Raw genomic sequence first — 13,193 nt, 5'->3', positions numbered from 1 at the left:
TACTTTATGTCCATCAAAATATTCCCTTATTCATTAGTTCGATACGCAGGTCTTAGTTACCAGGCATTCGATCAACTTACCTTTCAGCCAGGTAAAAATTTAATTGAAAAGCATCAATACCATTTACAGAAAAGAGATGAACTAAGAAATATTTTATGTGATGCTCTGTTTCCGATAATCAGTGAACAAACCGACGATCAAATAAGGCAACAACTCATCAATATTAAACGTAAAATTTTTAATAATAAAAAAATAAGTGTAGAACAGTTGACGCTACTGGGAGAATTAATGGCTATGGGATTTTCTGAATGCTTGCAAGCTTACTTTTTAAACGAGGCCCTACTAGAAACTTTTTTTGAGGTGAATGAGCCATTATTCAAACTTGAAATTGGATCACACCGGCAAATCATCCAACAGATGGTATTAAAGCCCGAACTGCAAAATGGTTTGATGTTGTCGAGCCCGGTTTTGTATACACAATTGAATGACTTTATTAAGAAAGATTCAGACAGCTTTAAGCAAAAAGAGCTACGGATGGAATTCAGTCTGTTGCGCTACCTTAGCCGCATGGCTTTCAAAACTTCGCCATTTAGCAGTTTTACCTATACTGGAATCATGACCACCGCCGTTGATCTCATAGATCATCATCCATTTAAGATCCATGCAGTACAAAGCAGGTTAAAGTTGAATAATATTCTTTTTGAATACCTGCGTTCTATATGGAAGCAGCATCCTATACTAAACGAATACCTGCTGCTTAAAATTAATATTACAACCGAAATCAAGGATGATAAAATCCAATTTCTAACCAATTTCAATAATATTGAATCCTTTCAGCAGCTAACAGCCAATGGTATACCGTTATTGGTAATCAATTATCTGCACAGCACAAATCAGCCAGTTACTTTAGAGATACTGATCACCTATTTATTGGATCATGTGGAGCAGGTAACCCACGAAACACTCAAAGCTTATTTAATTAAATTGATAAATACTGGTTTATTGGATTTTGGGTTTGGCTTTTCGGGAATGGATGAAAACTGGGATGTTAAGCTGTTGGTGTTTTTTAAATCAATACCAGAAAATAGTTCATTCATTTCTCCTTTAATTGATCTTTTTCAAACAATTCAACTTCACCGAGATAGTTATGCTTCGGCTAAACCTACTCAACGGTATGAAATTTTGCAACAGGCAGAAAATCATGTGAATAGCGTTTTTCTCCAATTACAGAAAGATGCAGGATTGCCCTATTACAGTAGTGCAGAGGAAAAGAAAATCATTGATGTGGACGAAAAACAAGATCACCAGTCTTTCCTCACCAATGGCTTTCTTCCCTATTACTTTTCTGCACGCAATATTTTCTTTGAAGATTGTTTTATAACAAATACGGAGGTACTGCCCGAAGCGGGAGTTTCTGATTTCGTATCTAAAGTAAACCAGCTTACTGAACACCTGCTTCCTTTAGATGTGATGCGTAACGAGCGCATCAAAATGCGGGATTTTTACCTTTCGCACTATCGAAAGCATAAAAAGGTTAAGGTGACTGAGTTTTACAGGGATTATTATTTCTATGTTAAAAAGCCAGAGAAAGTGCAGGCTAAAGACAATGAGCAGGCAGTAACCAACACAGCGCTGTGGAAAGCAGCAGTTTTATTAAAATTGCAACAGCAGGATACCTCAGGTGGAACGCTTGATTTGACGGCTGCTTTCTTTTCAGATCAGCCTGCTGAATCAGATCTGGGATTACTTTCTTCAGTAGGAGCTTTTGTACAGTTTTATCGACGCGAAGATCAGATTTTCGGGGTAATCAATTCGCTTTTACCGGGCATGGGCAAGGTAAGCGGACGGTTTCTATCGCTGTTCGATTCAAAAATACAAGCGGAATTTGTAATGCATAACGAGGCTATAGAACCTGATGTAATTAAAGCAGAGCTGAATGATGCTTCAACTTTTAATGCGAATATTCATCCTGCCTTGCTTAAACACGAACTTGCGCTTCCATCAGGGAATAATATTTATCCTTTTGATCGTCAAATTAAGGTTGGCGATTTATCAGTTTGCCTGAACGTTGATCACAACTCCCTTGAACTTAGACTTGGCGATCAGAAAATTTACAGTTATGACCTAAGTCTGGAATCCTTTTATAACCGCTCGAATTTATACCAATTATTGGCTCATTTTAATCCTGATGCCCGAATTTCGTTCCAGCCATTTATTCAATTGATAGACCAGTATTCTCAAAGCAAATTTAAAGATGGGGAACCTGATGTTTACTGCCTGCCTAGAATTACCTACGAGGAAACCGTGATTATCAGAAGAAAAACCTGGCGGATAAAAACAGCCATTATACCTGTACAACAGCAGTTAGAGAGAGATTTTGAGTATTTCATTCGGCTAAACAGCTGGTTTGAATTGCAGAAAATACCAAAACAGATTTTTTTGTTTTTGAGAAAACGTGCCTATCAGAATAAGGTTGCTGATGGTGTAATAGCACAAAAGGAAGGCCTGCACGATGATTATAAACCGCAGTACATTGCTTTAGATAAGCCCTTGTTTGTGATCATGTTCAAACGCTTATTGGCAAGAGCCGGAAATTATATTACGGTTGAAGAAGTACTTCCGGTACCAGCAGATGGTGGGGTAAAGGAATATTTAATACAGTGGTATAATGGGTAGCGAAATAGAACAACCTGTTTATACATGGCTGGGTATGCATATTTTTTATGACGGTGATGTTGATGAGCTTTTAAAAAGGTCGATTGCACCTTTTGTAAGTCGATGGAAGAGTTTTTTATCTCCCATTTCACCTTGGTTTTTTATCCGGTATTGGGAAGGTGGAAGTCATATCCGTTTAAGGTTTCAAGCTGAACCAATTTACCATGAGCAAATTATTGAAGCATTAAATCGTGATTTTTTTCAATTTCAGTACGCGGAATTTAAAGTGGAGAAGGTTTTAACTGTGGATTATCTCCCAGAAATTAATCGATATGGGAACGAAGAGAGTATTCTTTGGGCCGAACAGCATTTCGCTATTTCATCAGCCTGTATTTTAAACTGGCTTTTGATCAGAAACACAACCAGTCAGATTCTCATACAAGCCATCAGGCTCCATTTAACACTGTTGTTTTGTACCCAATGGAAACTAGAAAAATTGATCACCATATGCGATTTTTTCATAAAAGGATGGCTGCCAAAATTATATCGCCCTGAATTTTCGATTGAAACAGAAAAGCAATACTGGCTCAATCAGTTTGAACAAGCCTTGTCTCCAAAAAAAGAATTACTGTGTTTAGCGGCTGAAGCTTTTTGGAAGGAATTGAATGAAGACACTATCGCTGATGAATTAGCAAAATACAAAACAAGCAACCTGGAAATGATGAATCAGTATAAAAATGCAGGATTTAACGAGTTTAAACTCCAGGAAATCATATCAAGCCTGATGCATATGACCAATAATCGCCTTGGCATTGCAAACCAGGAAGAAGCTTACCTGATGTATGTCGTGAAAACCTGTATCAATGCTATTCGTCAAACGAACCATTCAAATTAAATTCATGTTTACAACTGCCCAGATTGAAATTTTTACCAAACATCTGAACGAAATCAGAGACGATTTGCTATCAAATAAGAAAGAAACTGCAGATGAAGCCTGGTGGCCAACGCCATATTATGTCAGCCCAATAGACTATGCATTTGAAGAGCGCTATGATATTTTCAATGGCAATTGTGGCATCGCTTTATTCTTTTTAGAACTTTATCGTTTTGATCAGAACGAAGCGCACCTCCATTTAATAGATAAGGTAATGAACAGAATCTTAAGATCTACAGCTATTCTGAAGCCGAAGTTTTTTGCTATGTATACAGGAATTGGCGGGGTAATTTATACCAATCTGAAGATTTTTGAAGTTACAGGAAATCAAAAATATTTAAATGCTGCATTGCACTTAACATTAGACCATCAACAACAGCTTAGTGATGGGCTTTCGAAAGCAGACTTGCTAAGTGGCTACACCGGAAATTTACTCGTTTTCACCTTGCTTTATCACCATAGTCAGAACGAGCAGGTTAAAAGATTGATAAACTTGCTTTTAGATCGCCTTGTTAACGAAGCGCGTGTATCAGAAACTGGGTTAAAATGGGATTACAATCAATCAAAAAAATCATATGATAGCATGGCTGGTTTCTCCCATGGTGCATCTGGTATTGCATATGTTTTGATGCAGTTAAGTGTTTATTTTGATGCGCCGGGTTTACTGTATCTGGCGGAAGAAGCATTGGCTTATGAAATGCAATACTTTCACGCTCCAGCTAAAAACTGGCTTGATCTGCGCATCGGGAATTATAACCTGTCAAAACCAGGGGCACATCTTTGGCAACTTGATACTTTTGTCTCTGATATGGCAGGCGTAAATGCCTGGGCACACGGGGCTGCGGGGGTAGGTTTATCAAGAAGTTTGGCTTTTGAATTCACCCAAAATGAAATTTATTCAAAACAGTGTGAAGATGCATTGGAAAGGTGTTTATCAGACCTTGAAAAATCAGCCCGACCAGATTTTACCTTAGTTAGTGGTTACTTGGGCATGATCCCTTTATTAATGCGGTATAAGAATAGGCAAGGGGTTAATGATCAGATTAGTAAGATGGTTGGCGGAGCCATAAAACAATACCAGAAAACAAATAACTACAGTGAATATCTATCCTGCGGAGAACATGATTACGGACTTTTTTCCGGGAAAGCAGGAGCAGGGTATATGCTTTTACAACTGTTGTTAGGTGATCAATTCGATTCGGTAGCAGCGCCAAGACTGCCTATTCCTGAAAAAGTAATAAATCTGGATAAAAGATTTTCAATAGGTGAGATTAAAAAACAGATTTTTTCATCTTATTACCGGCGAACAATTCAAAAGGTTGAAAGGGTTGATATCAATTTAACCGCTGTATATGAGGTTCAAAATATAGATGAATTTAGTCAAGTGTTATCAAACCAAATTGACCAAATAGAACGAAATAATGATGAGATCAGGCAATTATTCGAGTTGGAATCAGAAATTTTGAAATTATGGAAATTCCATAAAGGTTATTTCAGCTACCAGCAACGAAACATTTACCTTAATAGTAAAGCGGAAGAAGCCAATTTATTATGTGATGGTGATTTGGTTGAGCTTACATTAAGGTTGAATGATCATGTGAGGTATCATGGCGATGATGCAAATTCTGGCGGTTTCTTATTGGTCTGTAATGGGCAGGGCGTTGAAGAAAAGCAAATTGGGATATTTCCTGCTATCATCATTAAGCTATTGAGTACCAGCGAATCAAAAATCTTCGTACTGGTGGAGAAAATCGCTAAAGATTATTTTGATTCAAATGCCCGCAAAGCACAAATCACTCAAAAGATATTACAGCAAATTCGATTGTTGCTAAAAAGTGGCTTTGTAAGTTGTATGAAATAAACAAGGCGCCATCTGGCGCCTTGAACTTGAACTAATTAACTAGCAGATTACCGTGGTACATCTTACCGGTGGGGTATGATGGTCATCTGTTTGTTCTGTGTGTGTAGGTTCAGATACATTACCTAAACCACCCGATAAACGCATCGCAACTTCACTGTCGATACTCGTTACAAAACTTTCCAATTGAAGGTCTTCTAAATTCAATGTGATTTTTTCTGGTTGATTTTTCATAAAATAAATAATTAAATATGACGCCTACTGGTGGTTACGGGGTTTCGGCTTATCCCCGGTTGCAACACCACTAAGATACTTAATTGCAACAATGTTGCAAAATATAAATCATTTATTTCGCAACATTGTTGCAAATAATTTATTTATGAAAAATCGATACCAAATTAATGTTAGTTTAGGTAGTAATATTTGGGAAGAAAAGATGAGCAATAGAAAGGAAATGTGGAGTTTATTTTCGCTTTCCGGAAGCGATAAAGATAAATGCACCAGCAATCAGGATGATACCACCAACATAGGGTGGCCAGGCAACAGATTTTTGTCTGTCTGCAGAGATTTGAATTGGACCAGCATCCACTATTTTTTCTTTTTTAGTATAGGAGAAGCCAGTCCAGATCAGCATTGCGATGCCAGCGATAATTAATACGAGTCCTACAGTTCTGTTCATGATTTTGTATTTAGTTTAAAATCTAAACAACTAGGTAAAGTTTATGTTTTTATTCGTCAAAGAAATCGACCAGTCCACCGATAAAATATTCTTCTATTCCATCTGTAAAGTCTTTATAGTCTTCTTCCGGAATATTCGTTTGTCTGAATTCCAGTGAAGTTCCTTCTTTATCCGGATGAAGTTTCATTGTTACAATAGAAGGCTCACCATCTTCGCCAAAATACCATTGTTGAACAATTTTTTTGTTGGTTTCGAACTCCAGGTTTTTACCTACAATATCACCATCCCAAAACGAAAATTCGGTATCGGGTTTTTCTTCAAATTCAACTTCAGCACCCGTCCATAGTTTAATACTAATGTCTTTTGTAAGTGCTAAATAAACTTCTTCAGGTGTTGCAGGTATGTAGGCGTATTTTTTATAGTCCATTCTGGGGCAAGATTTATAGGATTTTAGGATATTCAGGAAAATAAAATCCTGTATTTTTAATTTTAAGTTATTGTTTAAAGGGATAATTATTTAGCATTAAAATTAGATAGCAGCAATAAAATAAATAATATTATTCATCTAGCAAATCACTACGCTTCTCGAGGCTTGATCTATACTGGTTTATGATAGGATTATCTTTTTAAATTGTAAACTTATAGCGCCAAAATTAATCAATAATCCGATATTGAAATTATAAGCAACAACATAATTTTTTGCTTGAACTAAATGCGCTTTTTCCATATTAAAATATGCTTTGTACGCTTAGATCCTGCTAATCACAAAAATCATGTTCTTTATTTAAACGCATTTAACCCGGTCACATCCATACCAGTAATTAGTAGGTGTATATCATGTGTACCCTCATAGGTTACTACCGATTCTAAGTTCATCATATGGCGCATAATGGAATATTCTCCTGTAATGCCCATTCCGCCGAGCATTTGGCGTGCATTACGAGCGATATCCAAAGCAATTTCTACACTATTTCTTTTAGCCATCGAAATTTGTTCGGCGGTAGCACGGTTTTCGCTTTTTAGCATCCCCAAACGCCACACCAATAGTTGACCTTTAGTAATTTCGGTAACCATTTCGGCCAGTTTTTTCTGTTGCAATTGAAATCCACCAATTGGTTTACCAAACTGAATACGTTCTTTTGAATAGCGTAAAGCAGTATCATAACAATCCATTGCAGCACCTAAAGCACCCCAGGCAATACCATAACGTGCCTGATTTAAACAACCTAATGGTCCTTTCAAGCCACTGATTTCCGGAAAAACATTTTCTTTTGGAATCTGCACGTTATCGAAAACCAACTCGCCGGTTGCCGATGCCCGTAAGCTCCATTTATTGTGCGTTTCTGGTGTAGAAAAGCCATCCATACCACGCTCTACAACCATTCCTCTTATTTTTCCAGCTTCATCTTTCGCCCAAACTACTGCGATATCTGCGAATGGAGCATTGCTAATCCACATTTTAGCACCATTCAGGATATAGTGAGATCCAACATCTTTTATATTGGTAACCATTCCACCAGGATTTGAACCATGATCCGGCTCCGTTAATCCGAAGCAACCCATCATTTCGCCACTGGCTAATTTTGGTAAATATTTTTTTCGTTGATCTTCGCTACCATAGGCGTAAATAGGATACATTACTAATGATCCCTGAACAGATGCGGTAGAACGAATGCCGGAGTCGCCACGCTCAATTTCTTGCATCAGAATGCCGTACGCTGTATAATCTAAACCAGCACCACCATATTCAACCGGAATTGTTGGTCCGAAGGCACCAATTTCCGCTAAACCTTTAATTAAATGTTTTGGAAATTCCGCCTTCTGAGCATAATCTTCAATAATCGGACTCACTTCTTTTTTAACCCATTCTCTCGCAGTTGCACGGATTAATTTATGCTCGTCCGTTAATAATTCATCTAATAAATAATAATCAGGAGCCTCGTAAAGGTCTTTTTTGGTTGATCTGCTCATCGTCGTTTTCCAATCTGGTTAAGAAATAGCGTTCATTTCAAAGGTAACAATTTACCGCAATGGGTATTATATTCATGAATAAAAATTTAATTTTACAGCATACAAAATATAGATGAGCCATTTTAAACAAACCGTTGCTTTAAAAGATGTGAAATGCTTTGCCTTGCATGGCTATTATCCTGAAGAACAATTGATCGGGAATCATTTTGTGATTGATTTAACTACCGAATTTACACCGCAAGGTTTTGAGGATGAACTTAGTCAAACAGTTAATTACGAAGATCTTAATTCGATCATCACGGAAGAAATGAAAAATACGCAAAAGCTTTTGGAAACCGTTTTGAAGAACATTATTTCAAAAGTTATGGAGATATATCCATTTGTAGAAAAGATAGAGGTGAGCATCAAAAAACTCAATCCGCCTATGCCCGGGCAAATCGGACATTCATTTGTTAAACTTACTTACACCTCAACATCAGCCAATTAAAATGGACTTTACCAAAATAAATTCAGAGATTTTACAGGAAATTAAACTGGCAATCGGCCCGGAAAAAGTGTTTACAGATGCTGAAAGCCTGGATAATTACAGTCACGATGAAACGGAAGACCTGCGCTATCAGCCTGAAGTGGTGGTAAAACCGACTACTGTTGATGAAATTTCTGCCTTATTAAAAATCTGTAATCTTCATCATATTCCGGTTACCCCTCGGGGCGGTGGCACGGGATTGAGTGGCGCTGCTTTACCGATATATGGCGGCGTTTCCTTATCAATGGAAAAGTTCAAATCAATTATAAATATTGATACTGAAAATTTACAGGCCACGGTTGAACCTGGTGTGATAACAGAAGAATTTATCAACGCTGTTGGAGAAAAGGGCCTGCTTTATCCGGTAGATCCAAGTAGTAAAGGTTCATGTTTTATTGGCGGCAATGTTGCTCACGGTTCCGGCGGACCAAGAGTGGTGAAGTATGGTACTATTCGCGAATATATTTTAAACCTGGAGATTGTCTTACCTAATGGTGATATCATCTGGACGGGTGCTAATACATTAAAATATGCTGCTGGTTATAACTTAACTCAGCTGATGATTGGATCGGAAGGTACATTAGGCGTAGTTACTAAGATCGTAACTAAACTCTTGCCTAAGCCTACTCAATCAGTCTTGATGATGGGTTCTTTTGCTACCAACGAAGAAGCCTGTGCAGCTGTTTCTGCGATTTTCAGGGCGGGTGTTACACCATCGGCCTTAGAATTTATGGAGCGAAAAGGAGTGGAGTGGGTAATTAAATTCGATGATATTAAATTTGACTTGAAAGATGGTGTTGCTGCCTTATTAATGATTGAATTTGATGGTGACGATTTGGATGATATTTTCAAGAACTGTGAAAAAACAAATATCGTTTTAGAACAACACAACTGCTCTGATGTTCTTTTTGCAGACACCGCTCAACAAAAAGAAGAACTCTGGCGAATGCGCAGAACAATGGCAGAATCAGTAAAAGCGAATTCAGTTTATAAAGAAGAAGATACAGTGGTTCCAAGGGCTGCGTTGCCCAAATTAATTAATGGAATAAAAGAAATTGGAGCCAAATATGGTTTCGAAAGTGTTTGTTATGGTCATGCTGGTGATGGAAACCTGCATGTTAACATCATTAAAGCCGGAATGAGCGATGAAGACTGGAAAAATAATTTGCAGTTTGGTATTACAGAAATTTTTGAATTAACTATCTCACTGGGTGGTACTTTATCTGGTGAACACGGTATCGGTCTGGTTCAGAAACAATATATGCCTATCAAATATTCAGAAGTTCACCTGAGTTTGATGCGTGGAATAAAACAGGTTTTTGATCCGAACGGGATTTTAAATCCAGGGAAGATTATGCCTAGCCCCCCAACCCTCTAAAGGGGAGCGACAGGTATGTTAGCCAAGCAAAAGAAAAATAGAATAAGTCTATTAGGGTGGCAAAGAATGAGTGAAAATAGTTGACAAGCAAAAGAAAAACTAAGCACTTTTTTTATACACTTCGCTAACTTTTTATACTCTTTGCGGGCCGGTAGAAAGTCAAAAGCCCCCTTCAGGGGGTTGGGGGCTTAACCCCCAAGTTGTTCAAATCCAATCATTTTTTGCTTTTCAGCTGCTGGAATTGTAGTCGGGCGTTTTGTTGCGTAATCCACAGCAATGCAAACCGTTTTACCTTTGCTACAAATAATTTCTTCGTTACCTTTGATTTTGACGATCTGATAGTCCAAATCAAAACTGGTTTCACCAATTCTTGATGTTTTCACATGAATCGCAATTTTATCGTTCGCAAAAATTGGTTGAATGTAATCTACCTCAGCGTGTGCGATCACAATTCCAGTTTTTTTCCAATCCCATTTTATAATCTCTTCCCAATATTTGGTTCTGGCAATTTCCAGATAGGTAAAGTAGACTGAATTGTTTACATGACCCATCATATCAAAATCTATAAAACGCAAATGAATGTTTGTTTTATAGTTGAATTTGTCGGAGAAACTTTTTATTTCTGCCAATTTGTCTTTTGTTTTAGATTTATTTTGCCATAATGTCTTGAAAATCATAAATATTTAGTTTGGTATATAAGTTGATTATTAGGAATTATCAATATAAAAAATAAAAATTAGAGATATGACACTTGTAAATTTCAACAACAGAACCCGCAACACAGCTCCTTACTTTAACAATGTTTTTGATTCATTGTTTAGTGATGCCGTAACTAAAAACAAAGCCGTAGATAAATCACCAAATGTGAATATTTACGAAAATGAAGCTGCGTATGTAATTGAATTGGCTGCTCCTGGTTTAAGAAAAGAAGATTTTCAAATTAAATTAAAAAAAGATACGCTTTCTGTTTGGGCAGAAGTTAAAAAAGACGAAACGCAGGTAGCGAAAGATTTTACCCGTAAAGAATTTGACTACAGCTCATTCGCTCGGTCATTTAATTTACCAGATACGGCTGATGGAGAGAATATTACTGCTGAATATAAAGACGGTATTTTAACAATCAACATTAGCAAAAAAGACGATGCTAAATTACAACACAAAGAAATTGTAGTATCATAATAAAATATTTCGAAAGAAAGTTTTTCATATAGTTTAAGTTTAGGTTTTATAAGGTTAGTATTGGATAATGCTAACCTTATTTTTTATCCGTTCATTGTTATGGTTTCATTAATTGTTTATGATTAATTATTCAGCAGTTAAACTAATCAACGAATGATACTAATGATTTTTGTACTTTTGCGAAATGGAAAGAGAAATTCTGGATACTAAACGTAAAGCATTAAAAATAAACCTCGACCCGCGAATTTATGGCACTTTTGCCGAGATTGGAGCAGGGCAGGAAGTTTCCAGAAACTTTTTTAATGCTGGTGCAGCATCAGGAACAGTCGCCAAAACCATGTCGGCTTATGATATGACCTTTAGTGATGCCATTTATGGCGCAGAAACTAACGGTAGATATGTAAGTCAGAACAGGCTTTTGCAAATGCTCGACCATGAATTTGGCTTATTAAACGAGCGATTATCTGGTGAAAAGTATGAAAGTCGTACTTTCTTTGCTTTCGCAGATACCGTTACCACGCTAAATTACAAACGTACCAATGAACCTCATGGTTGGGTGGGTATTCGTTTCCAGAATGAGCCAGGTGGTTTGCCAAATGAAATTTTCTTCCATGTTCGCTTGTTGGATACCGATGTTAATATGCAGCAACGGGTTTTGGGAATTATAGGTGTAAACTTGCTTTATGCTGCATTCTATCACTATCAGGACCCTAAGTTAATGGTGGAATCGTTAGCAGATAACCTAACCATTGGTTCTGTGGAAATTGATTTAATTTCCGTTAAAGGTCCGGCGTTTCCGGAAGTTGACAACATCTTGCTTAATCTTTATATGATTATGAAAGATTTCTCTGCAGCTGCTATATTCGATTCAGATGCGCATCCCCGTCAGGCTAAAGACTTGTTATATAAAAAAGATATTATGATTTTACGGACTAAATATGGTCAGAAATCATTACCCAACTTTAGTTTGTTTAATAAGGCAACTGATCAATTCAAGCGTACGAATGATGTGCAGGACGGGAATATCGCAGTGATGATTGAGGTTTTACTAACTAATGTATTAACTGGCGATCAGGAAACACCTGATGATATAGATCTGGAAGCTGTGGCTAAAAGAACGCAGGAAATGTGTGATACCGGTAACATCGTAATTGTATCGAATTTTACCCGCCATAACCGTTTAGCTAAATATCTGGCCCGTTGCAAACCAAAAAGTGTAGGCTTGGCCACAAACATTAATAATCTGAAATTCGTGTTTAATTCTACGAACTTTAAAGGCGAAAATTATTCAGGCCAGTTATTAAGTTATGTAAATGACATGTTCAATACCAATGTTCGTTTATTTGCTTATCCATTTCTGGATAAAAAGACTAACGAGGTAATTACCACGGCAAATATGCCTGTAACACCAGAAGCAAAACCCTTATTTGATTTTCTTTTAATCAACCATTATATTACGGATATTGAAGATTATGAAGAAGATGAAGTGAAGACGGTGTAGAATTATTTATCGCCATAGTGACCTAATGCAGAGATGATAGTAACAGTTACAATATCATTTTCAATTTGATAAATCAATCTGTCTTTTCTATTGATTTGTCTTGACCAAAAACCAGATAAGTTAAATTTCAGTTTTTCAGGTTTCCCAATACCCATTTCAGGGTGTTCTGATAATTCAATGAATATTTGATTTATTCTTTTAATAGATGCTTTATCACCCGATTTATACTGAATTTCTAAATCTTTTTTGCTTGTTTTTCGACTTCTATAATATACTTTCCCATATATTTTTAGGGTCTTTAATCCTGATAACATTGCCTTTTTCAGCACTTTCCGTACGTGCCTTAATTTTTGCTACAAATTCGGGGTTATAAGGACTTTCATCGTCCTTTTGAAAAGAAATATTTAAAGCTTTTAAAACAGCCTCGACAGCTGCTTCCTGCTTTTTGGTTTTAGGATGTGCGATTATAGTCATAACTCAAAAATACAAATTATTTAACCAAATTTCAATCA

14 protein-coding genes and 1 pseudogene are annotated in these 13,193 nt (G+C 36.8%); 7 read left to right on the top strand and 8 right to left on the bottom strand.

Annotated features, from left to right (window positions below; translation table 11 throughout):
• Nucleotides 1-6: 6 nt before the first annotated feature.
• Genes ACN1CD_RS06670 through ACN1CD_RS06660 form a run of 3 tightly spaced genes read left to right on the top strand, consistent with a single transcriptional unit; the run spans nt 7 to nt 5,450 of the window.
• On the top strand, nt 7-2,676 hold the full coding sequence (locus ACN1CD_RS06670) for a lantibiotic dehydratase (RefSeq protein ID WP_419129564.1): 2,670 nt from the start codon (nt 7-9) through the stop codon (nt 2,674-2,676).
• Nucleotides 2,669-3,550, top strand: a complete 882-nt coding sequence (locus ACN1CD_RS06665; protein WP_419129562.1) for a thiopeptide-type bacteriocin biosynthesis protein — start codon at nt 2,669-2,671, stop codon at nt 3,548-3,550. The genes ACN1CD_RS06670 and ACN1CD_RS06665 overlap by 8 nt, the downstream gene beginning before the upstream one ends.
• Before the next feature lie 4 nt (nt 3,551-3,554).
• Entirely contained in the window at nt 3,555-5,450 is a 1,896-nt protein-coding gene (locus ACN1CD_RS06660) for a lanthionine synthetase LanC family protein (protein ID WP_419129560.1), read from the top strand.
• A 39-nt stretch (nt 5,451-5,489) separates the two neighbouring features.
• Here ACN1CD_RS06660 and ACN1CD_RS06655 read toward each other — a convergent pair whose 3' ends face one another.
• From ACN1CD_RS06655 to ACN1CD_RS06635, 5 genes and pseudogenes are all read right to left on the bottom strand, one after another.
• Nucleotides 5,490-5,681, bottom strand: coding sequence for a pinensin family lanthipeptide (locus ACN1CD_RS06655; protein ID WP_154282040.1), 192 nt, complete (start codon nt 5,679-5,681; stop codon nt 5,490-5,492).
• A gap of 229 nt (nt 5,682-5,910) precedes the next feature.
• Entirely contained in the window at nt 5,911-6,126 is a 216-nt protein-coding gene (locus ACN1CD_RS06650) for a hypothetical protein (protein WP_419129557.1), read from the bottom strand.
• A 49-nt stretch (nt 6,127-6,175) separates the two neighbouring features.
• Nucleotides 6,176-6,553 carry an SRPBCC domain-containing protein gene (locus tag ACN1CD_RS06645; RefSeq protein ID WP_419129555.1) on the bottom strand — a complete coding sequence of 126 codons (378 nt, stop codon included), beginning with the start codon at nt 6,551-6,553 and terminating at the stop codon, nt 6,176-6,178.
• 180 nt (nt 6,554-6,733) lie between these two features.
• Nucleotides 6,734-6,856, bottom strand: a pseudogene (locus ACN1CD_RS06640) (GxxExxY protein); the annotation flags it as partial.
• Between the two features lie 50 nt (nt 6,857-6,906).
• Nucleotides 6,907-8,097, bottom strand: a complete 1,191-nt coding sequence (locus ACN1CD_RS06635) for an acyl-CoA dehydrogenase family protein (RefSeq protein WP_419129553.1) — start codon at nt 8,095-8,097, stop codon at nt 6,907-6,909.
• Between the two features lie 112 nt (nt 8,098-8,209).
• Between ACN1CD_RS06635 and folB the strand changes: the two genes are divergently transcribed.
• Both folB and ACN1CD_RS06625 read left to right on the top strand, forming a co-directional pair.
• Entirely contained in the window at nt 8,210-8,584 is a 375-nt protein-coding gene (gene folB, locus ACN1CD_RS06630) for a dihydroneopterin aldolase (RefSeq protein ID WP_419129551.1), read from the top strand.
• 1 nt (nt 8,585) lies between these two features.
• Entirely contained in the window at nt 8,586-10,001 is a 1,416-nt protein-coding gene (locus ACN1CD_RS06625; protein WP_419129549.1) for an FAD-binding oxidoreductase, read from the top strand.
• Nucleotides 10,002-10,189: 188 nt separating this feature from the next.
• Here the strand turns inward: ACN1CD_RS06625 and ACN1CD_RS06620 are convergent, their stop codons facing one another.
• Nucleotides 10,190-10,678: an acyl-CoA thioesterase gene (locus ACN1CD_RS06620; protein WP_419129547.1), complete on the bottom strand. Its 489-nt coding sequence runs from the start codon at nt 10,676-10,678 to the stop codon at nt 10,190-10,192.
• 67 nt (nt 10,679-10,745) lie between these two features.
• Between ACN1CD_RS06620 and ACN1CD_RS06615 the strand changes: the two genes are divergently transcribed.
• Both ACN1CD_RS06615 and ACN1CD_RS06610 read left to right on the top strand, forming a co-directional pair.
• Nucleotides 10,746-11,180, top strand: coding sequence for an Hsp20/alpha crystallin family protein (locus ACN1CD_RS06615; protein ID WP_419129545.1), 435 nt, complete (start codon nt 10,746-10,748; stop codon nt 11,178-11,180).
• A gap of 184 nt (nt 11,181-11,364) precedes the next feature.
• Complete coding sequence (locus ACN1CD_RS06610; RefSeq protein ID WP_419129543.1) at nt 11,365-12,681, top strand: nicotinamide mononucleotide adenylyltransferase; 1,317 nt, start codon at nt 11,365-11,367, stop codon at nt 12,679-12,681.
• A 2-nt stretch (nt 12,682-12,683) separates the two neighbouring features.
• Here the strand turns inward: ACN1CD_RS06610 and ACN1CD_RS06605 are convergent, their stop codons facing one another.
• Together ACN1CD_RS06605 and ACN1CD_RS06600 are read right to left on the bottom strand one after the other, a co-directional pair.
• Nucleotides 12,684-12,995: a Txe/YoeB family addiction module toxin gene (locus ACN1CD_RS06605; protein ID WP_419129542.1), complete on the bottom strand. Its 312-nt coding sequence runs from the start codon at nt 12,993-12,995 to the stop codon at nt 12,684-12,686.
• A complete protein-coding gene (locus ACN1CD_RS06600; RefSeq protein ID WP_419129541.1) occupies nt 12,946-13,155 on the bottom strand; it encodes a DUF2683 family protein in 210 nt (69 codons plus the stop codon). The genes ACN1CD_RS06605 and ACN1CD_RS06600 overlap by 50 nt, the downstream gene beginning before the upstream one ends.
• Nucleotides 13,156-13,193: the final 38 nt, after the last annotated feature.

This window comes from Pedobacter sp. N23S346 (assembly GCF_048515415.1).
Taxonomy (GTDB): Bacteria; Bacteroidota; Bacteroidia; order Sphingobacteriales; family Sphingobacteriaceae; genus Pedobacter.
The sequence above is the reverse complement of the archived record's forward strand: the minus strand, read 5'-3'. Positions and strand labels throughout refer to the sequence as shown.

What these genes read in the sequence shown, in the direction of transcription:
- ACN1CD_RS06645 (WP_419129555.1), bottom strand. Translation starts at nt 6,553, where the DNA reads ATGGACTATAAAAAATACGCCTACATACCTGCAACACCTGAAGAAGTT.
- ACN1CD_RS06665 (WP_419129562.1), top strand. Translation starts at nt 2,669, where the DNA reads ATGGGTAGCGAAATAGAACAACCTGTTTATACATGGCTGGGTATGCAT.
- ACN1CD_RS06635 (WP_419129553.1), bottom strand. Translation starts at nt 8,097, where the DNA reads ATGAGCAGATCAACCAAAAAAGACCTTTACGAGGCTCCTGATTATTAT.
- ACN1CD_RS06620 (WP_419129547.1), bottom strand. Translation starts at nt 10,678, where the DNA reads ATGATTTTCAAGACATTATGGCAAAATAAATCTAAAACAAAAGACAAA.
- folB (WP_419129551.1), top strand. Translation starts at nt 8,210, where the DNA reads ATGAGCCATTTTAAACAAACCGTTGCTTTAAAAGATGTGAAATGCTTT.
- ACN1CD_RS06660 (WP_419129560.1), top strand. Translation starts at nt 3,555, where the DNA reads ATGTTTACAACTGCCCAGATTGAAATTTTTACCAAACATCTGAACGAA.
- ACN1CD_RS06605 (WP_419129542.1), bottom strand. Translation starts at nt 12,995, where the DNA reads ATGTTATCAGGATTAAAGACCCTAAAAATATATGGGAAAGTATATTAT.
- ACN1CD_RS06600 (WP_419129541.1), bottom strand. Translation starts at nt 13,155, where the DNA reads ATGACTATAATCGCACATCCTAAAACCAAAAAGCAGGAAGCAGCTGTC.
- ACN1CD_RS06670 (WP_419129564.1), top strand. Translation starts at nt 7, where the DNA reads ATGTCCATCAAAATATTCCCTTATTCATTAGTTCGATACGCAGGTCTT.
- ACN1CD_RS06655 (WP_154282040.1), bottom strand. Translation starts at nt 5,681, where the DNA reads ATGAAAAATCAACCAGAAAAAATCACATTGAATTTAGAAGACCTTCAA.
- ACN1CD_RS06625 (WP_419129549.1), top strand. Translation starts at nt 8,586, where the DNA reads ATGGACTTTACCAAAATAAATTCAGAGATTTTACAGGAAATTAAACTG.
- ACN1CD_RS06650 (WP_419129557.1), bottom strand. Translation starts at nt 6,126, where the DNA reads ATGAACAGAACTGTAGGACTCGTATTAATTATCGCTGGCATCGCAATG.
- ACN1CD_RS06615 (WP_419129545.1), top strand. Translation starts at nt 10,746, where the DNA reads ATGACACTTGTAAATTTCAACAACAGAACCCGCAACACAGCTCCTTAC.
- ACN1CD_RS06610 (WP_419129543.1), top strand. Translation starts at nt 11,365, where the DNA reads ATGGAAAGAGAAATTCTGGATACTAAACGTAAAGCATTAAAAATAAAC.